Origin of the sequence: Kitasatospora sp. NPDC002227, from assembly GCF_040296285.1 — a bacterium.
Lineage (GTDB): Bacteria > Actinomycetota > Actinomycetes > Streptomycetales > Streptomycetaceae > Kitasatospora.
In genome coordinates this window covers 54,283-74,309 of the sequence record NZ_JBEOWY010000032.1, presented here as the reverse complement: position 1 = coordinate 74,309, position 20,027 = coordinate 54,283, and the positions used below count along the sequence as shown (strand labels likewise).

Below are 20,027 nucleotides of genomic sequence, written 5' to 3'. Positions count from 1 at the left end.
TCGAAGATCCCCCGGGATCGCTGCTCCGGGACCACACCCGACTTTCCTGAGGAGTCAACTTGATCCGCGTGCTGGTGACGGACGACGAGCCGCTCGTGCGCTTCGGGCTGCGCATGCTGCTGGACGCCGCTGAGGACATCACGGTCGTCGGCGAGGCGAGCGACGGGTCGAGTGCACTTGTCCAGGCCCGGGAGGTCGCGCCGGACCTCGTACTGACCGACCTGCGGATGCCCGGTATGGACGGGATCGCCGCGACCAAGCAGCTGCTCGCCCTGCCGAACCCCCCGGCCGTCCTGGTGCTCACCACCTTCGACACCGAGGAGGGCGTCACCGAGGCCCTCAAGGCCGGCGCGGCCGGCTACCTCCTGAAAGACGCGCCGCCCGAGCAGGTGCTCGGAGCGGTACGGGTCGTCGCGGCGGGCGGCCGTGTCCTGGCCTCGGCGTCGATGGCCCACCTGGTGGACGCGTCCGTGCTCCACAGCAGCCGGACGGCCCGGATCTCTCCCGACCAGCGCCGCCGCCTGGAGTCGCTCAGCAACCAGCAGCGGGAGATTCTGTGCCTCGTGGGCAGCGGGCTGTCCAACCCGCAGATCGCCCAGCGGATGTACCTGACGGAGGGCACCGTCAAGGCGTACGTCTCACGCCTGCTCACGTCGCTGAAGGTCGACAATCGCACCCAGGCCGCGATCCTGGCCCACCAGGCCGGCCTCCTCGAGGACGAGTAGCCCTGCTGCAGGGACGCCACCGGCCGCGCAGTTCGCTCTGCGCGGCCGGTGGCTCGGGCGGCAGTCAGCCCGTCACGTCCAGGAGAGGGCGCTTCAGACAACCCCGCAGCAGCAGGACGTACAGCGCGGCGCCGACTGCCAGCCGGGCCCAGGCCCCTTCCTGCAGCCAGAGCCATGCCGTCCCGGCCCACGGCACCACCGCCGAGACGACGCCCTTGAGCTGCCCGGACCTGACGAACTCGGAGTCCGGGTCCCGGTTGGCATCACCCTTGGTGCGGTAGGCGCCGCCGTTCTCAAGTCGCTCCACGGCCCGGTGGGTGGTCAGCCGGCCACCGTGCGCCGGGTCCAGGAACGAAATCACGGCGCCTGCGCCGACCTCCGGCATCTGCACGGGACGGACGACGACCACATCGCCCCGGCTCAGCGCCGGCTTCATCGAACCGGAGACGACGACGGACGGACTCCAGCCCCAGACCAGCGCAGCCACCGGCATGAGCATCAGCGTCGTCACCGTCACGGCGAGCGTGCGGCAGACGGACACCCGCAGCACCGACCACCAGCTCTCGCCCGCGACGACGCCCGGCTCCTGCCCGCTGTCACCCTCCTCGGCGACCGGGCCGGGAGCGCTCTCCCGTTCCTCCCCCGGTTTAAGCTCACTGTTCATTCCCACGGGGATTCGAGTCAGCTCTCCACGTCGATCTCGGCGCCGACGTCGAAGGAGATGCTGGACAGCTGAGCAGTGTCCGGGACGGTCGGGTCCAGGTACCAAGCGATCTGGAGCACCCGACCGTTTTCCTTGCTGTCGCGATCCTCTCGGTCGAGTTTGAAGCGGTCGATCACCGAGCGGCCGCCGTCACTCTTGCTGTCGTCGTACCAGTCGCCGAGGGTCTTCATCACCTCGACCTCGGTATCGCCGGGCTTGTCGACGACGAACTCCAGCTGGAGGTGCTTGGCGAGCTCGGAATCCGAGGGGACCGTGACCTGGTTGCCCAGCGAGTCCTTGGCAGTGATCCCCTTCAGGACGATCTGTCCCCAGCTCGCCTCGCCGCCGTCCTTGTCGCCGGGTGCGAAGTCGTACTTCATCTCGGCCCAGTCCTCCCTGCCGGGCATCAGACCCTTGACGTTGACGAGGGCGCTCGTGCCCCTGTCGCTGGTCACCTTGGACCGAGTCCACTTACCGGTCTCGATGGTGTTGCCTGGGTTCCAGTTCGAGGCCGTGACGCTGGCATGGGTGGCGCCGAGCACCATCGCCCCCGCGGCCAGCGCTCCCGCCGGCACGGCCGCCAGCTTCGTCCAACGCTTCGCGAATTCCGATCGCCGCCTGTGCATGCTCATGAAATTGTCCTCCGGGTGAGAAACGATGCCGGCCGGTATTGGTCTGGCACCCCTTCATTGCACCCCATTCGACTGAATCGATAGTTGACGCCCGGGCGGCGAAGGTAACCATTCCACCGCTCCGCCCAATTCCCGTTCCGCGCCGTCTGGCCTACTGGTTCTGCCTGACGCATTCACCGCTCACCGAAATCTCCCCGGCCGCGACCTGCCTGCCTCCGAGACGATGTCTGAGGCCTTCCGGCGCGTTCTCCCACCAACACCACGGAAGATGACGACGCCCTTTCCGCCGTCACGGGCCACAGCGCCGTGACCGGCTCCGACACGAGCTGAGAGAAGGCCCCGGTCGATGCTCCTCTCCGCGGGAGCCGCGCTCGTTGCCGACACCGCCAACAGCGGCATGCAGATACCGGCCACGAGTGCACTGGGAATACGCATGGGACCTTTTCAGGGTTGAACCGACAAAGTAAATGTCGCCTTGACCCGATGTCCGAACAGGACAGCAGCACATCGGATTCAAGGCGACACAGACCAAAGTAGGGCCTCCGGCGACCACTTATGTAAATTCCAGCACGAACGAAAGTGAATGATCGGGCCAACATTCGCTGCAGGCCTTCCCGGTACTGTCCGGTTTCGATGCGCGATTCAGCAGAATTTATGACGCTTCGATCCGACAGAGAGGCCAACTCCCCATGCAGCTCCGGCTGACCAGCCAGGCCACCGCCCTCGTGCTTGCCGCCACAGGACTGCTCACCGCCGCTCCGGCGGTGGCGGCCGCACCATCGCCGACCGGGCAGCAAGTCACCTACCGGGGTTACCACTTGCGGGTTCCGGACGGCTGGCAGGTGGTCGATCTGGCCAAGGCGCCGACCACCTGCGTTCGGCAGGATCGGAACACCGTCTACCTGGGCACCCCCGGCGAGCAGCAGGACTGCCCGTCCCACCTCGTCGCGGAGAAGGCCGACAGCCTGCTGGTCACCCCCGAGCGGAGCGGCGACACCCCGGTCACGGAGCTGGCTCCGGGCGCCCCGGTACCGGCCGCAGTCGTCGCGGCCGGTGCGGCGGACCATGAGTTCACGGTGGGGATCGCCGGTACCGGCCTGCGGGTGACGGCCGGCTACCAGGGCGACGCCGACCGGGTGCGGGCCATCCTGGACGGGGCCCGGGCCGACTCCTCGGCCTCCCCCGGCCCGGGGGCCGCGCGGCCCAAGTCGCTCCGGCCCCAGATGAAGGGCCCGGCCCCCAGCACGGAGGCGACCGGCCTCGGGTTCGACGCCTGCACCGCCCCGTCCGCGAACACCATGAAGGCCTGGGCGGCCTCCCCGTACCGGACCATCGGTATCTACGTCGGCGGCCCGGCGCGCGCCTGCGCGCAGCCGAATCTGACCCCTACCTGGGTGGCCGACCGGGCCGCGGAGGGCTGGTCCTTCCTGCCGATCTACGTCGGCAGCCAGGGAAACACCCGCTTCAAGACGCAGATACCGGCGGACGAGACGAAGGCCCGTCAGCAGGGCACCAAGGAGGCGGCCGAGGCCGTTCGGCAGGCAAAGGCGCTCGGATTCGGGCCGCGCACCGTGGTCTACAACGACATGGAGAACTACGCCCCGGCCGCCCGCGCCCGGGTACTCGCCTACCTGGCCGGCTGGACCACCGAGGTCCGCCGTCTGGGTCACCGCTCCGGCGTCTACTCCAGCGCGAGCAGCGGCGTGGCCCACCTGGCCGCCAGGCACGGCGACGCGAACTACCCGTCTCCGGATGTGATCTGGTCCGCCAGTTGGAGCACCGCCCCGGACACCTCGGACCAGGGGATGGTCCTGCCGGGCCCGCAGTACTGGCCCACCAGCCGGGTGCACCAGTTCCAGCAGAACGTCACCGAGACGTACGGCAACGCCAGCATCCAGATCGACCGCAACGCCGTGGCCGTACCGGCTCCGGGCAGCCTCCTGACGCCGGAGCGGAAACTGATGCCCGGCCAGTCACTGAACAGCACCAACGCCACTCTGGTGATGCAGGGCGACGGCAACCTGGTGCTGTACCCGAAGACCCGGAGCTCCGCCCCGGGCGGCCCGCTCTGGGCCTCGGGCACCGCCGGCCACCCGGGCGCGTACGCAGTGATGCAGCCGGACGGCAACCTCGTGGTCTACCGCAAGGGCAGCGGTTCACCGAGGGACGCACTGTGGAGCACCCGGACCTGGAACCAGCCGGGCGGGCACGCGGTGCTCCAGGACGACGGCAACTTCGTGCTCTACCGGGGCGGCTCCCCGCTCTGGTCGAGCAATACCTACGGCGCCGGCGCCACCCTGGGCCCGGGCACGATGTTCACCCCGGGCCGGTGGACGCAGTCGGCCACCACCTGGCTGGTGATGCAGCACGACGGCAACCTGGTGCTCTACCGGAAGCGGGACGGCGCGCCGCTCTGGGCCTCGGGCACGTACGGCAACCCCGGCGCGTACGCGGTGATGCAGCCGGACGGCAATCTCGTGGTCTACCGCAAGGGCGGTAACGCCTCGGCGGGCGGCGCACTCTGGGCCAGCGGCACCTTCTGGAGCCCCGGCGCGTACGCCGCGGTGCAGGACGACGCCAACCTCGTCGTGTACCGCCGAGGTGGCGCCTCCCCGACCGGAGCGATCTGGGCCAGCGGCACGTGGAACAAGGGCTGACGAACGCCGCCCCGAAGAGAGCAGAAGGGTTCGTGACGCCGAAGTTCGTCCTGATCTCGGGCAGCCTGTGCCAGGAGTCCTACAACTCGGCGGCGCTTCGAGCGGTCGGGCGAATCATCGAGGAGCGCTCCCAGCCGTCCGAGGCAGTGGTTCTGCCGATCGGTCGGCTCCCCTACTACATCTGGGAGGTCGAGGCGGCGGGCACGCCCACCGAGGTGCTGGCGGCTCGCGCCGTCGTCGCCGAGGCCGATGTGGTCATCATCGGCACGCCGTCGTACAAGGGCGCCACGCCGGGGGTGCTGAACACTGCCCTGGACTGGCTCTCCCGGCCGCACGGCGAGAGCGTGCTCGCCGGAAAGCCGGTGGCGGTCCTGAGCGCCTCGCCGGGACGACTCAGCGTGCTGGATGCCCGGTCGGCTCTCCTGCCGGTCCTCGACACGGCAGGGGCAATGGTGGTCGGACACAGTACCTTCACCGTCACCTGCGTCGAGGAACGCCTGGATCCGGCCGGGGAGTTGACGGGCGCCGAGGTACTGTCCGCACTGCGCGGCCTGGTCGAGACCGCCGCCCTCGCAGCATGTGTGCGGCCGTGACCGGCAGGCTCCGATCACATGGCAGGGCCTCCTGTGCGGCTCATGGGCTCGCCACCCAGGAGCTGCCCGGGAGGCCCTGCCCTCGTGCGCAGGCCCTCGGCCGGTCAGGCGCCGGTAGTCATCTCGCCCTGGGCGCAGACGACGTAGACGGTGAGGTCGGCGGGCGTGGCCGTGCCACCGCCGGTCGGGACCTCGTTCTTCTTCACGGCCACGATCCAGCCGGTGGAGTCCTCGGTCGGCCGGCTGGTGATGACGTCGGCCGGGGTGGTAGCAAGCTGCTGGCCGGCGCCTGCGGAGACGAGGAAGCCGCCGCCCATCGCGAACTGGTCCGGGGCGCACATGATCGTCCGCTCGGTGCCGTCGGCACCGTGCACCATGGGGGGCCCGGGCTCGTTGACCGGCGTGATCTCCCGCGGCCGGCCAGCCGCCGCGCTGGCTCCGGCGGTGGTCAGCAGCATCGCGAAGCCGGCGGCAGCGGCGATGCTGCCGCGGACGATAAGGTTCATCAGCGGATTCCTTCCGAAAAGTCTGTTTTGCGGCATTTCAACACGGGCTCGATCGGCACAGCGCCCGACACTCCGCCGATGGACGAAGTCAGGGGGCGTCGATGTTCACGGCATGTCAGCATCAGGATCGAACACTGAGCGTGTTACGCAGTTAACGGAACGTGCTCGCCGAGGTGGTCCACCGGAGGCGGGCCGGTACCCAACCTGAGGAGTTCGATGTCACGCAGACGCCTGTCTGTGGCACTCGCGGCCACCACGGCCGTCCTGGCCCTGACCACCACAGCAGCGATCACACCGCCGTCCACCGCCTCCGCCCGCACCGCCGACCAGCCCGGCGGCGGCATCGGCCAGCTACGCATCACGCCCGAACAGGTGCGGGCTGAGATCCGCAAGGACGAGGTGGCGGCACTCGGCCAGGACGCCGCCGAGTCCCTGGCCAAGGACCGCATCGCGCTGCGCGACGTAGGCGCCTACCCCGACCCCATCCGGGCCCAGCGCCTGCAGTCCCTGACCGACTCCCAGGCCCAGATCAACGCCGGGTTCCCCGACGCGTCGCGGTACGGCCGGTTCACCGACTACTTCACCTCCCCGGACTTCGGCGACCACGTCGCCCTGCTGCCCACCGGCAAGGTGCTGCTCTTCTCGTTCGAGCGGATCGACACCAACCCGCAGCACGAGCCCGCACCGACCCAGACCATCGGCAAGGAGAACGCCGGCCGGGCCTACCTGTGGGATCCGAGCGCGGGCACCGGCGCCAGCGCGTTCAAGGCCGTCCCGCCGCCGATCGTCAATCCGAACGACGGTGAGAACGAGCCGCGCCCCGCACCGCTGTTCTGCGCCGGGCACGCGTACCTGCCCAACGGCATGGTCAGCGTCTTCGGCGGCAACTTCGGCAGCAACGGCGGCGCCGGTACCAGGTACACCATGGTCTTCGACCCGTGGGCCGAGCAGTGGCTCCAGCAGGGGGACATGTCGGTGGGCCGCTGGTACCCGAGCGCGGTCACCACCGCGAATGGCACCCAGCTCGTCATGTCCGGCCAGACCGAGCTGGGCTGGGGCACTCCCACCCCGATCGTCGAGCAGTTCCCGAACTCGCCGCTGGCCGTCCCGTACGGCAAGACCTACACCGGGGGCAACCCGGTCAGCAAGTGGCAGAACACCACCGCGCCGTACCGGATGGACTACCCGCACCTGTTCGCGCTCAACGACGGCAAGGTCTACGGCTTCGGCCGGGACGCCGACCAACAGTACAAGTTCGACCCCGTCCTCCAGACCCGCACCTCGCTGCCGAACCGCCCCGACGGCGGGATGCGGATGTACGGCGCCGCCGTCGCACTGCCGAACGGCACCGCCGGCCCGAACTCCGCACTGATCCTCGGCGGCGACCGCAACGACAAGAACACCTACAAGTTCTCCGCCGCCACCGGCACCTGGGCCAAGGACACGCCGCGAGCCTTCGGCCGTACCCAGGACGACACGCTCATCCTGCCCAACGGCAACCTCTTCACCGTCAACGGCTCCTACGGCATCCGCGACTACGGCTTCGGTGACTACAACCCCAACGGCGACTTCAAGTACCGTCAGACCGAGATGCGCGACTCCAGCGGCACCTGGACGCTAGGCCCCGCCGAGCGGCTGCCGCGCGGCTACCACTCCAACGCGGTGCTGCTGCCGGACGGCCGCATCATGGTCACCGGCGACGAGCTGCAGCAGCTCGCCAGCAACCCCAACATCTCCGATCCGAACGCCAACGGCACGATCGAGATGTACGAGCCGCCGTACCTCTCGCAGGGCCCGCGCCCAGTGCTGAGCACCGCCCCGACCAACGCGGTCGGCTACGGCCTCCCCTTCTCCGTGGGCAGCCCCACCGCCGGCGCCGTCACCAAGGCCGTGCTGGTGGCCCCGGTCACCTCCACCCACTCGGTGGACACCAGCCAGCGGTACATCGAGCTGCCCATCGTCGGCCGCACCTCCTCGAGCCTCACCCTGACCGCCCCGCTGAACCCCGCAGCGGCCCCGCCCGGCTACTACATGCTCTTCCTCCTCAACGCCCAGGGCGTGCCCAGCGTGGCCAAGTTCGTCCAGATCGCCGGCCTCTGAAGCCGACGCAGCTGGTAGTTCAGACCACGAGCAGTTGATGCAAGCGCTCGGCTGGGGCTTCCCAGCCGAGCGCTCCGCGCCTCAGTCTCCGGTCGGGTGCCAGGAGCCGGCCTGCCTGATGGTGACGGCCGATCCCCAGAGCCAGAGGACCAGGGCAAGCACGCCGGTACCCACCGTGCAGGCCGTGAAGACGACGTCGGCCGGCGGACGGTCTCCGGTCGGAGAGGAGGCCGCCAACCACCCGCCGACCACCTCGCCCGCGAGACCGGCGAGCACCATCGGCAGCAGGACGCTCCATGCCGCGGTGTGGAGGTGCACCCGCCGTCTGCCGGTCAGGACGCTGAGCGGGGCCAGCGCCCTTCCTGAACGGATGAACTCGGCAAGCCCGCTCAGGCCGATGGCGGCGGCGAGGATGAACGTACCGATCAGGCCGAACAGCACGATCCAGTTGCTCTGAGCCTGCTGGAGAGTCGCGCCGACCAACCAGCCGCCGCCCAGGGAGGACACCGCCGCGCCTTGCGGAAGCGTCCGGAAGGCCAGGTTCTGGATCGCTGCGGTAGGCAGGTCGGTCCCGTCGGTGGAGACCAGCAGCCGGACCGCCTTCCGCCGAATGCCGTCGTCCGGCAGGGGCGAGGTCACGGGGTCACCCTCGACCGCCTGCGCGGCGCCCGAGCCGTCCGCGTAGAAGTTCACCAGGGCCCGTACTCGCTGGTCCTCCGCGTCGGCTGGAACCGCCGTCGGCTCGCCCGTGCACGGCAGCCGCAGCGCGGTCAGTGCGGGGCAGCCACCGGTCAGCACGACCTCGACCTCGCCCACGTCCGCGCCGAAGGGCACGGTCAGTGTGAGCGGAGCGGCGTTCGCCGGGAACTGATGGTAAAGGGCGGTGAGTTGATCCGGCGTCGGGGTGTTGTACGGGCCGATGTTCAGCACGGTGTCGCCGAAGCGCTGCTGCATCGACCGCGCCTGGACCGCCAACTCGGAATAGGCGGCGTACCACATATGCCCCTGGATCAGGAGGCCGATGGCGACGACCACTCCGGCCACGACTCGGGCCACCGGGCGGGGATGGACGGCGCTGCGTCGGCCCGCGACGATCATCGCCGGGCTGCCGAGGCCGCGGCCGAGGCGCGCCAGACCGCGTCCGGCGGCAGCGGTCAGGACGGCGATCACCGCAGGGAGTGTCGCGAGGGTGGCCAGCGCGCCGATGTAGTGCGTGAGGACGGCAGCGGCGGAGAGGGGCGGAAAGAACTCAGGGCCACGGACGGCGACCAGCAGCATCAGCGGACAGGCCAGGGCCCAGCGGCGCAGGGCCGAGGTCGGAGCGTGCGGCCGTACTCTCCGCTCGCCCCGCCGGTTCGATCGGCGCAGGGCGGCAGCACTCGCGACGGCCAGCGTCAGGCCGACCGCCCCCAGCCAGGCCAGGGCCATCAGCAAGGCGCAGTGCCGGAGATCGGCCGCCGCGAGCTGGTACTCGGCCAGCGGCAGCCACACGTCCCGCCCGCCGGCCCAGCCAGCTGCCGCCGCAGCCAGGGTGGCGCCGAGAGCGACGGGAGCGACGGCTTCGGCCAGGGCGATCAGGAGACGGTCGCGGGTACGCCCACCCAGCACCCCGACCAGCGCGGTGCGCCTGTCCCGGGCGTGGGCGCCCGCCCGAGCCGCGACGGCCAGCAGGACGAGAGCGGGCAGGCCCAGCAGGAGAGTCAGCAGCAGCTGGAACTCCCACTGCGGCCCGACGAACAGCGGGTCACCGAAGGAGGAATCGGCGGGCTCCGTACCGTAACCAGTGATGGGATGCAGTCGCGCGGTGGGAGGCATCAGGTCAGGCACCGGGCGGATGTAGGCCAGGCGTTCGCCGGGAACCGCCAAGCCCTCGGGTGCGATCCGCCCCACCACCGTGCCGTAGCGCTCGGCGATCCCTTCCGCGGCGCCCTGCTCGGCCAGCGCCTCGGAGAGCACGGCCTGGCCGGGGGCCGGCCAGTGGTCCACACCCGGGGGAAGCGGCGCGTTCTCCACGAGGGGCGAGAGGTAGACGACAGAGAACTGCTGACCGGCAACCGTGTCGAATCCCGCACCCCACAGCGCCGAGGCATCCCGCGTACCCTCACCGGACAGCATGACGGGCGACCGCGCGGCTTGGCGCTCGGCCCGGCCCTGATACGTCGCCCAGGTGGCGGCCGTCGCCAGCGTGACCAGCGCCAGCACCAACGTGGCACAGGCCAAGGCGATGAACCGGGTCTTCCCCGCCTCCGCCCGCCACCCGGCTGACCAGCCCAGCCGCAACAGTTGCGTCCGGACCCCGCTGACCTTCGTCCCGCGGTACGCGGGCATCAGGCGACCCGCCCGATCGGCGCGCCAGCATCAGCGGTCAGTTGACCATCCCTCAACTCCAGGACTCGGTCCGCGCGGGCCGCGACATCGAGGTCATGGGTGACGACAAGCACCGCGCAGCCGAACCTACTCGGCATGGTGAAGAGCAGCTCGGCCACCTTGTCACGGGCCGCAGCGTCAAGGGCGCCGGTGGGCTCGTCGGCCAGCAGCAGCGCGGGAGAGTTGACCAGGGCTCGGGCGACGGCAGTGCGCTGGCGTTCTCCGCCCGACAGGCGGTCGGTGGTGGCAGCAGCCGGGACTCCGAGTTCGCCGAGCAGTGCGGCCGCGCGCCGGTAGGACCGCTTCCTCCCGTGACCGGCCAGCAGGGCGGCCAGCGCCACGTTGTCGGTCGGGGAGAGTTCCGGGAGCAGCTCGCCGAACTGGAATACCATGCCGAGCCGGCTCCGCCGAAACTCCGCCAGTTGGCGCCCCCGCAGCGCGGCAACCTCGGCTCCAGCGACGCGGATGCTCCCGGAGCGGGGACGCTGCAGACCCAGGACACAGGAGAGCAGTGTGCTCTTGCCCGAGCCGCTCGATCCGGTGACCGCGACCGTCTCTCCGGCTTTCAGCTCCAAGGCGAGATCCCTGAACAACTCCCGGCCGTCGCCCAGCTCGTATGACACCCCGCTGATCTCCAGTGCCGGCTGACCGGCCCCCGCATCGCCCTCGTGCACTTGCGCCATTGGCGTTCCCTCTCCATGGATCCCTTGAGCGGCCGTCGGGGTGGCCACCTACTGACAGCCACCCCGACGGCGCTCAACTGTTGTTCAGCCCTGGTCAGTTCTCGACGAACTGCCAGGTCCCGTCGCACCGGTCGGAGCCGAACTGGATGTCGACGCAGGCCTTGATCTGGGAGACCGGGTGGGCAGTGTCATTGGCGCTGGAGAGGGTGGTGCCCGACCCACCGTGGTTGTTCAGCCGCTGTTCGCCATTCGTATGCAGACGGTAGTACCGCACGTAGACCGAATGGCTGTCCGCGGCGGTGTCCTTCACCGCCACCTGGCCATTGGCGCCGTGACTCCAGGCCGTGGAACCCGTCACAGACGAGTCGTGGTTGGCGGCGAAGGCCGGCGAAGCCCCCAGCACCGCGCCCCCGATCAGCGCTACCGCCGCGAACTTGCCGCCTGCCTGACGTATCGACATCGATCCTCCTGTTGACCATTCGTGCGCCTTCCGTCTCAGGCACACGTACTTGCGCCAAACCATGATCAACATCAATGGAGAGCCGATAGTTGATTCCGGCGGCAACGAAGGAGATCGCATCCGTCCCGACTGGCCAACCCGGGGTCGGCCGACGGCCCAACAGCGCCATCCCCCGAAGGCAGCTAAAGTCATTTCCTGCCGTGGATTTCGTCGCATCTACACACATCCTTCGTGTATTTACTGCATCGAATGCTGCGGCTAGCTTCATCATCGCCCGACCCACCTGAAAGGTCACATTCGGACCCCGATTAAGACCGCCCACGGGCATTTCGAGCGAGGCTTTCACCTTGATCCAGGAGAGAGTTCATGAATCGTTTCACGAAAGCATTCTGTGCGGTGGCGGCAATGTCCGCCGCTGCCGTCGGCGTTGCCGCAGCTCCCGCCAGCGCCAGCGCCTGGGGCAACCCCGGGATGACGACGCAGTATCCCGCCGAGGGCGGCAGCTGGGAGTACGGCTTCCAGAACGCCGCGCTGCGCTCGTACTACACGGTGAACAAGTGCCACGGGTCGACCGTGCTCAAGCTGATCAACGGCAAGGAGGTGAACCGGAGCAGGAGCGCCGACACCGCGTCGGGGCACAAGTCCATCGCCGAGGTCGGGACGGTCAACAGTCCCAACATGAAGGCTGAGTACTACTACCGCACCTGCTGATCTCGAGCGGCTTCGACCTGCGCCCCGGCCACCTTGTGCGCCGGGACGCAGGTGTTCCTTGGAGTGGCCGGGTTTTCTGATTGGCATGGAGGGTTCTTGTACAGGCGTGTTGTTGTAGTCGCGGCGGGGACCTTGTTCGCCCTGCTCGCCCTGGTGGCCGGTATCGTCACCGACCTCCATGACCGGGACTTCCCACAGGCGCTCGGGGCCAGGAGCCGGATCGGCCTCAACTTCCACAGCTCGGCGTTGACCGAGCGCGACGCACAGGCGGCCTTGCAGGAAATGGACGATCGCCTGCACCTGGGCCTGGTCAAGATCGCTCCCGACCTGGCGGGCGATGGCAACGCGAAGGTCTACGTTCCCCTCAGCGAGGGCAACTTCCCTGCTGAGTTCCGGTGGTTCGGCGGTGGCGCGCCGGGCCAAGTGCTCGGGCGGGAGCGACTCGATCACTCTCCGCCCGACGGCACGTATCTCCTGACCGGCGACCGGGCCGGCCTCGGTGAGGTCGAGAAGGCCCTGGTGTCCTCCGGGGTGCAGGTGGACACCACCGACGCCTCCGTGGTCGACAGCTTCGTCTTCGTCGCGAAGGAGGGCAGTTTCGGCGCAGCCGTCCTCGCCGCGTTCGCACTGGTCGTGGCGTTGGCGTTGTTCTGGCTGTCGGCGCGGGCTCGGGGGCGGGCACTGCGGGTGCTGGCCGGCTGTCAGACTTCGCGCATTCACGCCCAGGACCTGAGTGGGTTCGCCGGGGTATTGCTGGCTTCCTCCGCGGCGGTCGCCCTCGTGGCGGGCGGCTCTGTGGTCGTGACGCGCGGTTGGCCCCCTGCGCTTCTGTTCCTGCAGGTGCTGGCCGGTCTTGAGGGCGCCGTCATCGCCGCATCGCTGTGCACGATGCTTGCTCTCTCCGTCTCGGCGTGGCCAGGCGCTGCCATGCTGGCCCGGCGCCGGCCCGCGGTGCACAGCCTTCGCAAGGCTGCCTCTGTGGTCCAGGCACTGACGTTCGTCCTGGTGGCAGCGGCTGCCGGGCCGGCCTGGGCCGCGCACAAGTACTCCTCCGCCCAGGCGGCCGAGACCGCCCAGTGGAGCCGGTTGTCCGATCAGGTCGGCATCCGGTTCAACATGGGCGGCGGGGCGATGGACTGGACCGAGCCGAGAGTCGGCCAACTGGTCGAGGAGGCGGAAGCCCAGGGCTCCGCCGCGTTCTCGTACACGATGACCCCGCAGGACTGGAGCGGCGATCTCGGCGGGTACTCGGCCGTCGCCTTCGTGAACCAGGCGTGGATGAACCTCTTCTCCTCGGGACCGGTGAACCGCTCGCTCAGTGAGGTGCCGTTCGAGCAGGTCAGGCAGATGGTTGTCGAGGCCTTCGGCGAACAGTTCGAGATCTGGTCACGGAACAAGCTTCCAGGAAATGAGCTGATGGCACAGTTCAGGTACGTGAAGCCTGTCGGCGAGGTTCGAATTCCGGTCAATTCCAGAGGCGGGAGCCTCATGTTCCCGGACAATGTCCTCATCGCCGTCATGCCGTCCCTTTTCGGCATGATCAATGATCGGAATTTGACGTCGCTGGTTTCCACGCGGCATATCGTGTTCGCCGGCCTGACGCCGATTCAGGGGATGCTGGAGCAGCACAGGCTCACTGTTGCCGATCTTCGCGCCGCAGGGTTCGGGGGTGACGTGGACCTGGTCTACATCGCGGAAGAGGGCCTCCTCAAAGCCCAGTTCGCCGCCCATGTCACATGGTTGCTGAATCTCGCCCTTCTGGCGCTGGTCGTGGCATTCGTCGTCGCCGCGGTCGTCAGCGCAGTGATCAGCGCCCAGCTCCACACGAAGCGCGACTTCCCGCTGAGGACGGCCGGGCATCCGTGGGCCTGGGTGCTCCGGGACCGGGTGGCGAAGGAGGTACTGGCCGGAGCCGGCCTGATGACCGCAGTGATCCTGGTCCAGCAGTCCACTGAGGTGACGGCTGTTCTGACAGCTTCGGCTTTCGGCCTTTCCACCACCATAGTCAGCCATCTCATCGCTGCCCGCTGGTGTTTTTCCGCCGTCAGTCGGCGCAAGATCTGATCGGAGTTCAGGAATGATTGTAGAAGCTCAAGGAATATCAGTGGCGATCGGCGGCCAGGCCATCCTCGACAGCGAGACACTGAGCTGCCACCCCGGAAGCATGACCGCTCTCATCGGCCCCAGCGGGTCCGGGAAGACCACTCTGCTGCACTGCCTCGGACTGCTCCTCCCCATCGACCGCGGACACATCGTCATCGACGGGCACGACGTCACACGTTACGGCGCAGCCGCGCAGCGCCGGTTCTGGCGCGATCACGCTGCCTTCGTGCTCCAGGACTACGGCCTCATGGACGAGGAGTCGGTCGCCTTCAATGTCACGATGCGCACAGGATTCCTGGGGCGCCGCAGGGGCGCCGGCGACCAGCGGCGCATGGAACGGGCCCTGGAGCAGACAGGTCTGGCCGGCCGACTGGACGAACCAGCCGGCCGGCTCAGTGGCGGCGAGAAGCAGCGACTCGCCCTGGCCCGTGCCATCTACAAGGAGGCCAAGATCCTCTTTGCCGACGAGCCGACGGCCTCACTCGACGCGGCGAACCGCAAGGTGGTCATCAACCTGTTCGCGGGGTTCGCCGAGAGTGGCTGCACGGTCATCGTCTCCACGCACGACACCGAGATGATCGAAGCCTGCGCACGGCAGCACGAGGTCACCTCCGGCCGCCCGCCCGGACTCCGCGCCGACCCGTAGACGACTCCACCAAGCCCAGGACAGCTGACCTCTCGCGGATCCAGCCCTTACCACGGCCCTCTGTCACGGAATACCCGGCAATGCCATCCGGTGCAAACCCGGCGTCCAAGCCAGTGATGCCGGACGTGCCACAGGAGCTGCGGGGGTACGTCTCGATCGGGAAACACCCACCTAGAAGGAGGTCGTCATGACCACCCACCGCAGTGCCGTCCGCGCCGCCGGCGCCGTGCTTCTCATGGCCGCAACCGCAATTCCCGTGTTTGCCGCGACACCCGCAAGCGCAGTCCCGGTGAACGCGCCCAGCACCAAGGCCATCGTGATCCCGCTCCCGATCCCGATCCCTGGCCTGCCGTGTCTCTGCATCGCTGGGCTCCCCTGCCTCTGCGAAGGCCGATGAAGCAAGGCGTGCCCTTTGGCGCGGCTACCTCCGCTCAGACAAGGAGACGGTGAGGCCGCGTACGTGCTCGATCAGGGTCGGCCGGTAACTGGCCCGCAGCGCGGCCGCCTCCTCCGCGGGCAGCTCGGCGTACGGATCGTCGGCCTCGCCCATGGTGACCACCCACACCCGGTCGGTCCCGGCGAGGCAGGCGGCCGGCTGTTCGCACGGCTGAGCGAAGAGGTCCGCCCGCTCCAGCGGGGTCTTCGCCGCGAACACGTCCTTGAGGCGCACATGTTCCGGAAGGTAGTAGGCGATCTCGAAATCGATCATCATCCAGGGCACTGAGCCACGGAGCGGAACGAAGCCGTCGCCCGGCCGATAGCCGCCCTCGATGATCTTCGCCGCCGCCCTGCCGTCGGTCAGCTCGTGCGAGGTGGTGGTGCGCAGCCGCATCTGGTCGGGTACGCCGAGCAACAGCACCACCGCCAGGCCGGCCGCTCCGACCCCGCGGGGCCGGAGCGAGCCCAGCCCGGCCCCGGCCAACACCGCCCAGGCCGGCACGGTGTAGAGCTGGTACCGGTCGAGGAAGTAGGAGATCTCGCCTTTGGAGAGGAACCAGGTCAGCAGGATCGGCAGCGCGGCAATCAGCCCGATCTCGAAGGCCTGCCGCCGCCCACGAGCCCACCCGGCCGGGATCGCGCACAGCGCCAACACGCCGACGCTGACCAGCGCCGAGCCGAACAGGCCGTGCCAGTAGCCGGGGAGGAGATGCAGCTCCGGTGCCTTCAGCATGGAGATCTGCCGGGCGACCTGGCGCTGACCGAGCACCATCAGCGGGACCACCGGCAGCAGGCCGACGACGACCGCCGCCGGGAAGCCGAACAGCAACCCGCGCTCACGCCGCCGCCACCAACGCATCGCCACGATCACGGCGTGGCTGGCCAGGAAGACGAGCGAGACCAGGTGCAGTGCCCCGGCCGCCGCCACCGCCACCGCGTAAGGCAGCCAGCGCAGCAGCGTCGGCCGCTCCAAGGCACGGAAGAGCAGCCAGGCGGCCATCGACACCGCGAGCATCACGAAGGCGTACGAGCGCGCCTCCTGCGCGTAGCGCGAGACGGCCGGCACCGCCGCGAACAACAAGCCAGAGATCAGCGCGGAGGTCAGGCCGAAGAGTCGACGGGCCGTCAAGGTGACGAAGATCGCCGCCCCGGTCAGCGCCAGCGCGGACGGCAGCCGGAGCACCGTCGCTGAATCGCCGAAGAGGCCCACCCATCCGTGCATCAACAGGTAGTAGGCGCCGGAGGATGCGTCGACGTGTCGCAGCAGGTCGAACAGTTCGCCGATGCTCCGGGTGGCCGCGCTCCAGGTGGCCAGCTCGTCCCGCCACAGCTGCGGGCGCCAACTGCCCCGGGTGCCGAGGAAGAGCGTGAGCAGGGCCGGCCAGAGCCAGATCGTACGGGCGAGCAGACCGGCTGCCCGGTCGGGTCGGGTCGGGGGTGGCGGTTGACAGGTGGCCCGGGGCGCCGGAGCGCCGGTCTCCAGAGCCGGCAGTGGGGCAGTCATCGTGGTCAGGGCCTTTCGCTTCGCGACCGCACGCGGCCTGTCTGCCGGTAGAAGGCGACGCCGTAGCGCTTGGACATCCGAGATCGGAGATCCAGTGAAACTGGCTACCCATGTACGGAAGCTGATTCGGCAACCGGCTCGAGGTATCTGAAGTGAATTACTTCTCGCGGCACAACCGGGCCTCTGCGACCGGAAAGCCCGCCCATGAATTCGACCTCGGCGGTCAATCCCGCATCCAAGGTGAACAATTTCTATGACGTTCAGTTTCCCATTGCCGCACATTGTCTGACTGCATATTGGAATCGCGGCACGTACAGTGATCGACGTCCCCGTGTCGTGCACCGCGGAGGTCCCCCTGCCCGAGCAGCGAGTTGGACCCCGCGGCGCTCGGACCTGCCCGCCACCGCACGGTTTCGGCGCGGCGGCGCGTCCCAGCCAGTAGGCAAGGAAACACAGCAATGGCGTCACCCACCACCACGGATTCCGACCTCGAGCCGGTCTCCCGTTCCGGCGGCAAGACCTTCTTCGGGCATCCCCGAGGCCTCGCCACTCTCTTCGTGACGGAGATGTGGGAGCGGTTCAGCTTCTACGGCATGCGAGCTCTTCTCGTGCTCTACCTGGTCGCGTCCGCCGAGCAAGGCGGGCTCGCCTTCTCGGCCGCCGTCGGTGCCGCGGTCGTCAGCGTGTACAACGCGATGGTCTACCTCACCGCCCTGCCCGGCGGCTGGATCGCGGACCGGTTCTGGGGGCCGCACAAGACAGTGGCCGTCGGCGGCTTCGTCATCATGACCGGCCACTTCCTGCTCGCTCTTCCCGCGACCGGCTGCTTCTTCGTCGGCCTGCTCCTCATCGCGGTCGGCTCCGGCCTGCTGAAGGCCAACATCTCGACCATGGTCGGCCACCTCTACGACGGGCCCAACGACCCGCGCCGCGACGGCGGCTTCACGATCTTCTACATGGGCATCAACCTCGGTGCCTTCGCCGCGCCGCTGGTGATCGGCACCATCGGCCAGACAGTCGACTGGCACCTGGGCTTCGCCCTCGCCGGCCTCGGCATGGCACTCGGCCTGGTCCAGTACCTCCTCGGCACCCGCCACCTCAGCCCCACCAGCAACGTGGTCTGCTCGCCGATCACCCCGGCCGAGAAGAGGGCCGTGCTGACCAAGGCGCTGCTCTGGCTCGGAGCCGCAGCGGTCTTCTACGGCATCGTGGTCGCCGCCGGACGCTTCACCATCAGCTGGGTGATCTGGCCACTGTCGGTCGCCGGCATCGCGATCCCGGTGCTCTACTTCGTGCGGCTGAAGAAGGACAAGGACCTCAGCCCTGCCGAGCAGTCCAGGATGAGCGGCTTCGGCTGGTTCTTCGTAGCCGCGGCCGGGTTCTGGATGATCTACGACCAGTCCAGCTCGACCCTGAACATCTTCGCAGGCACCAACACCGCCTCGACGCTGTTCGGCCTCGACTTCCCGTCGAGCTGGTTCCAGGCACTGAACCCGCTGTACATCATGGCGCTGGCCCCCGTCTTCGCGTGGCTCTGGGTCTGGCTGGCCCGCCGGGGTAGCAACCCCAGCACCACGACGAAGTTCGCCATCGGCCTGCTGATGGTCGGTGCCTCGTTCATGGTGATGATGATGGCGATGGCCGCTGCCGTGGGCGGGGACAAGGTGAGCCCGCTCTGGCTGGCCACCGTCTACCTGGTGCAGACCGTCGGCGAGCTGGCACTCTCCCCCGTCGGCCTGTCCGTCACCACCAAGCTGGCACCGGCCAAGTACGCCGGCCAGATGATGGGTGTCTGGTTCCTCGCGGTCACCGCGGGCAACTGCGTGGCGGCAGTCCTGCAGTTGATTGTGGGCGACGCCACCGGCAGCGTCGGGTACTTCGCCGCCCAGGGCATCGCGGCGGTCACTGCCGGAACAGCACTGGTGATGTACCGCAAGAAGATCATCAAGCTGATGGGCGACGTGCACTGACACCCCCGCTCAGCGGCGCAGGACAACGGCCGGTGGCCGGTGCGGACTTCCGCACCGGCCACCGGCCACTCCCGCGTGGGCTACGTCAGCGGTAATCCTCGGGATGGCCCTGCAACCAGGTGTTGATCTCGTCTCGAGCACCGATGAGCAGGGCCTGATGCTTGTTCAGGCTGTAGAAGGACCGGTCGCCTCCCAGCGCCGCGTCGAGCCTGTCGATCAGGCCGATCGGCTTGCGGAAATGGTCCGGGCCTTTCGGGCCTGCCCCCATGGCCAGGCCGAGGCGCTGAAGCTCGTGGTGGACCCGCCCGAGGAAGTAGGTGCAGCCGTCCGTGCAGGAGCCGGACAGGGTCGCCTGAAGTCCGGCGAACGCGTCGCGGACCTTCTCTGCCGATGCCGTCACGGATGTGGAACCAGCCACCGGAACGGACAAGGACTCTCGAGGCACACCCGGTGCACCGGTCGAGCTCGTGGCGGCCACGCCGGCCGCCGCCTTGTCGGCGCTCGGGGACGTGCCGCACGAGACGCACAGCGCACTCAGGGCTACGGCGACGACTGCAGCGCCCCGCACGGAGGACTTGAACATGGGACTCTCTCTGACTGTCGAACCGGCCGGGCGAGACCTCTACGACTCGAGATCGGCGTAGAAGATGATGTTGTTGGTGCGGTGGCCGTTCTTGAGGTCACCACCGCAGGTCAGCAGGCGGAGTTCGGGGCGCGTGGTCTCGCCGTAGACCCGACCCGTGGGGAAGTCCTTCTTGTTGACGTTCTCGATCTCACGGACCTTGAACTTCGCGGTCCGGCCGTCCTCGCGGGGCACCTCGACGGTGTCGCCCAGCTTGATCTTCTTGACGTCCTTCATCAGGGCCGGGCCGTGCCTGGTGTCGAAGTGCGCAACCAGAACGGCAGGCCCGATCTCGCCGGGGGTAACACCGTCGGCCCACCAACCCGGGCTGGCCGCGTCCGTGTCCGGGTTCGGGACGCCGAGTTCACCCGAGGGCTCGACCCTGAGGTCGACCACCTTCTTCGCGTCCACGCCCGCCGCGTCGATCTTCAGGCCGACCGGACGGGACTTCGGCAGCGGCTGGGCCGTGTTCGGGGCTGGGGCGGCGGTGGTGCTGACCACCTTCGGGGCCGGGGGCAGCTCAGGCTCGCCGCCGCAGCCAGCTAGGAGACCAGCGGCCAGGAAGGCGCTTGCCACGATACAAGTGCGTTGCAGTGAAAGGCTGTTC

Annotated in this window: 17 protein-coding genes; 8 read left to right on the top strand and 9 right to left on the bottom strand. The window is 68.8% G+C overall.

The genetic code is table 11. The features are described 5' to 3' along the window. Positions 1-68 precede the first annotated feature (68 nt). On the top strand, positions 69-725 hold the full coding sequence (locus ABT095_RS25610; RefSeq protein WP_350531851.1) for a response regulator: 657 nt from the start codon (positions 69-71) through the stop codon (positions 723-725). Between the two features lie 64 nt (positions 726-789). Here ABT095_RS25610 and ABT095_RS25605 read toward each other — a convergent pair whose 3' ends face one another. Together ABT095_RS25605 and ABT095_RS25600 are read right to left on the bottom strand one after the other, a co-directional pair. After that, the gene (locus ABT095_RS25605) at positions 790-1,389 is read right to left on the bottom strand and encodes a signal peptidase I (RefSeq protein ID WP_350531833.1); all 600 of its coding nucleotides are present in this window, start codon (positions 1,387-1,389) and stop codon (positions 790-792) included. A gap of 17 nt (positions 1,390-1,406) precedes the next feature. After that, positions 1,407-2,060, bottom strand: coding sequence for a hypothetical protein (locus tag ABT095_RS25600; RefSeq protein WP_350531832.1), 654 nt, complete (start codon positions 2,058-2,060; stop codon positions 1,407-1,409). A 689-nt stretch (positions 2,061-2,749) separates the two neighbouring features. On the opposite strand from ABT095_RS25600, the gene ABT095_RS25595 reads away from it, so the two are divergent. Together ABT095_RS25595 and ABT095_RS25590 are read left to right on the top strand one after the other, a co-directional pair. Beyond that, complete coding sequence (locus ABT095_RS25595) at positions 2,750-4,717, top strand: glycoside hydrolase domain-containing protein (RefSeq protein WP_350531831.1); 1,968 nt, start codon at positions 2,750-2,752, stop codon at positions 4,715-4,717. A gap of 32 nt (positions 4,718-4,749) precedes the next feature. Continuing rightward, the gene (locus tag ABT095_RS25590; RefSeq protein ID WP_350531830.1) at positions 4,750-5,310 is read left to right on the top strand and encodes an NADPH-dependent FMN reductase; all 561 of its coding nucleotides are present in this window, start codon (positions 4,750-4,752) and stop codon (positions 5,308-5,310) included. A gap of 104 nt (positions 5,311-5,414) precedes the next feature. Here ABT095_RS25590 and ABT095_RS25585 read toward each other — a convergent pair whose 3' ends face one another. After that, positions 5,415-5,816 (bottom strand): hypothetical protein, encoded by a 402-nt coding sequence (locus ABT095_RS25585; RefSeq protein ID WP_350531829.1) that lies wholly within the window; start codon positions 5,814-5,816, stop codon positions 5,415-5,417. A 216-nt stretch (positions 5,817-6,032) separates the two neighbouring features. Between ABT095_RS25585 and ABT095_RS25580 the strand changes: the two genes are divergently transcribed. Continuing rightward, positions 6,033-7,916 carry a galactose oxidase early set domain-containing protein gene (locus tag ABT095_RS25580; RefSeq protein WP_350531828.1) on the top strand — a complete coding sequence of 628 codons (1,884 nt, stop codon included), beginning with the start codon at positions 6,033-6,035 and terminating at the stop codon, positions 7,914-7,916. 81 nt (positions 7,917-7,997) lie between these two features. Here the strand turns inward: ABT095_RS25580 and ABT095_RS25575 are convergent, their stop codons facing one another. The 3 genes from ABT095_RS25575 to ABT095_RS25565 all read right to left on the bottom strand — a co-directional run bounded on the left by ABT095_RS25575 (position 7,998) and on the right by ABT095_RS25565 (position 11,426). After that, a complete protein-coding gene (locus ABT095_RS25575) occupies positions 7,998-10,244 on the bottom strand; it encodes an ABC transporter permease (protein ID WP_350531827.1) in 2,247 nt (748 codons plus the stop codon). Further along, on the bottom strand, positions 10,244-10,966 hold the full coding sequence (locus ABT095_RS25570; RefSeq protein WP_350531826.1) for an ABC transporter ATP-binding protein: 723 nt from the start codon (positions 10,964-10,966) through the stop codon (positions 10,244-10,246). The genes ABT095_RS25575 and ABT095_RS25570 overlap by 1 nt, the downstream gene beginning before the upstream one ends. A 94-nt stretch (positions 10,967-11,060) precedes the next feature. Further along, a complete protein-coding gene (locus ABT095_RS25565) occupies positions 11,061-11,426 on the bottom strand; it encodes a hypothetical protein (RefSeq protein WP_350531825.1) in 366 nt (121 codons plus the stop codon). Between the two features lie 366 nt (positions 11,427-11,792). Between ABT095_RS25565 and ABT095_RS25560 the strand changes: the two genes are divergently transcribed. From ABT095_RS25560 to ABT095_RS25550, 3 genes are all read left to right on the top strand, one after another. Next, a complete protein-coding gene (locus tag ABT095_RS25560; protein WP_350531824.1) occupies positions 11,793-12,137 on the top strand; it encodes a lactococcin 972 family bacteriocin in 345 nt (114 codons plus the stop codon). Positions 12,138-12,269: 132 nt separating this feature from the next. Continuing rightward, positions 12,270-14,201 (top strand): hypothetical protein, encoded by a 1,932-nt coding sequence (locus ABT095_RS25555; RefSeq protein WP_350531823.1) that lies wholly within the window; start codon positions 12,270-12,272, stop codon positions 14,199-14,201. A 40-nt stretch (positions 14,202-14,241) separates the two neighbouring features. Next, the gene (locus ABT095_RS25550; protein ID WP_350531822.1) at positions 14,242-14,886 is read left to right on the top strand and encodes an ABC transporter ATP-binding protein; all 645 of its coding nucleotides are present in this window, start codon (positions 14,242-14,244) and stop codon (positions 14,884-14,886) included. 421 nt (positions 14,887-15,307) lie between these two features. Here ABT095_RS25550 and ABT095_RS25545 read toward each other — a convergent pair whose 3' ends face one another. Then, positions 15,308-16,828: a glycosyltransferase family 39 protein gene (locus ABT095_RS25545; RefSeq protein ID WP_350531821.1), complete on the bottom strand. Its 1,521-nt coding sequence runs from the start codon at positions 16,826-16,828 to the stop codon at positions 15,308-15,310. A gap of 458 nt (positions 16,829-17,286) precedes the next feature. Between ABT095_RS25545 and ABT095_RS25540 the strand changes: the two genes are divergently transcribed. Continuing rightward, positions 17,287-18,798, top strand: coding sequence for a peptide MFS transporter (locus ABT095_RS25540; RefSeq protein ID WP_350531820.1), 1,512 nt, complete (start codon positions 17,287-17,289; stop codon positions 18,796-18,798). An 85-nt stretch (positions 18,799-18,883) separates the two neighbouring features. On the opposite strand, the gene ABT095_RS25535 is transcribed toward ABT095_RS25540, so the two are convergent. After that, positions 18,884-19,381: a hypothetical protein gene (locus ABT095_RS25535; protein WP_350531819.1), complete on the bottom strand. Its 498-nt coding sequence runs from the start codon at positions 19,379-19,381 to the stop codon at positions 18,884-18,886. Between the two features lie 39 nt (positions 19,382-19,420). Beyond that, positions 19,421-19,996 carry a class F sortase gene (locus ABT095_RS25530; RefSeq protein WP_350531818.1) on the bottom strand — a complete coding sequence of 192 codons (576 nt, stop codon included), beginning with the start codon at positions 19,994-19,996 and terminating at the stop codon, positions 19,421-19,423. Positions 19,997-20,027: the final 31 nt, after the last annotated feature.

What these genes read in the sequence shown, in the direction of transcription:
- ABT095_RS25605 (WP_350531833.1), bottom strand. Translation starts at nt 1,389, where the DNA reads ATGAACAGTGAGCTTAAACCGGGGGAGGAACGGGAGAGCGCTCCCGGC.
- ABT095_RS25600 (WP_350531832.1), bottom strand. Translation starts at nt 2,060, where the DNA reads ATGAGCATGCACAGGCGGCGATCGGAATTCGCGAAGCGTTGGACGAAG.
- ABT095_RS25595 (WP_350531831.1), top strand. Translation starts at nt 2,750, where the DNA reads ATGCAGCTCCGGCTGACCAGCCAGGCCACCGCCCTCGTGCTTGCCGCC.
- ABT095_RS25585 (WP_350531829.1), bottom strand. Translation starts at nt 5,816, where the DNA reads ATGAACCTTATCGTCCGCGGCAGCATCGCCGCTGCCGCCGGCTTCGCG.
- ABT095_RS25580 (WP_350531828.1), top strand. Translation starts at nt 6,033, where the DNA reads ATGTCACGCAGACGCCTGTCTGTGGCACTCGCGGCCACCACGGCCGTC.
- ABT095_RS25575 (WP_350531827.1), bottom strand. Translation starts at nt 10,244, where the DNA reads ATGCCCGCGTACCGCGGGACGAAGGTCAGCGGGGTCCGGACGCAACTG.
- ABT095_RS25570 (WP_350531826.1), bottom strand. Translation starts at nt 10,966, where the DNA reads ATGGCGCAAGTGCACGAGGGCGATGCGGGGGCCGGTCAGCCGGCACTG.
- ABT095_RS25565 (WP_350531825.1), bottom strand. Translation starts at nt 11,426, where the DNA reads ATGTCGATACGTCAGGCAGGCGGCAAGTTCGCGGCGGTAGCGCTGATC.
- ABT095_RS25560 (WP_350531824.1), top strand. Translation starts at nt 11,793, where the DNA reads ATGAATCGTTTCACGAAAGCATTCTGTGCGGTGGCGGCAATGTCCGCC.
- ABT095_RS25545 (WP_350531821.1), bottom strand. Translation starts at nt 16,828, where the DNA reads ATGACTGCCCCACTGCCGGCTCTGGAGACCGGCGCTCCGGCGCCCCGG.
- ABT095_RS25540 (WP_350531820.1), top strand. Translation starts at nt 17,287, where the DNA reads ATGGCGTCACCCACCACCACGGATTCCGACCTCGAGCCGGTCTCCCGT.
- ABT095_RS25535 (WP_350531819.1), bottom strand. Translation starts at nt 19,381, where the DNA reads ATGTTCAAGTCCTCCGTGCGGGGCGCTGCAGTCGTCGCCGTAGCCCTG.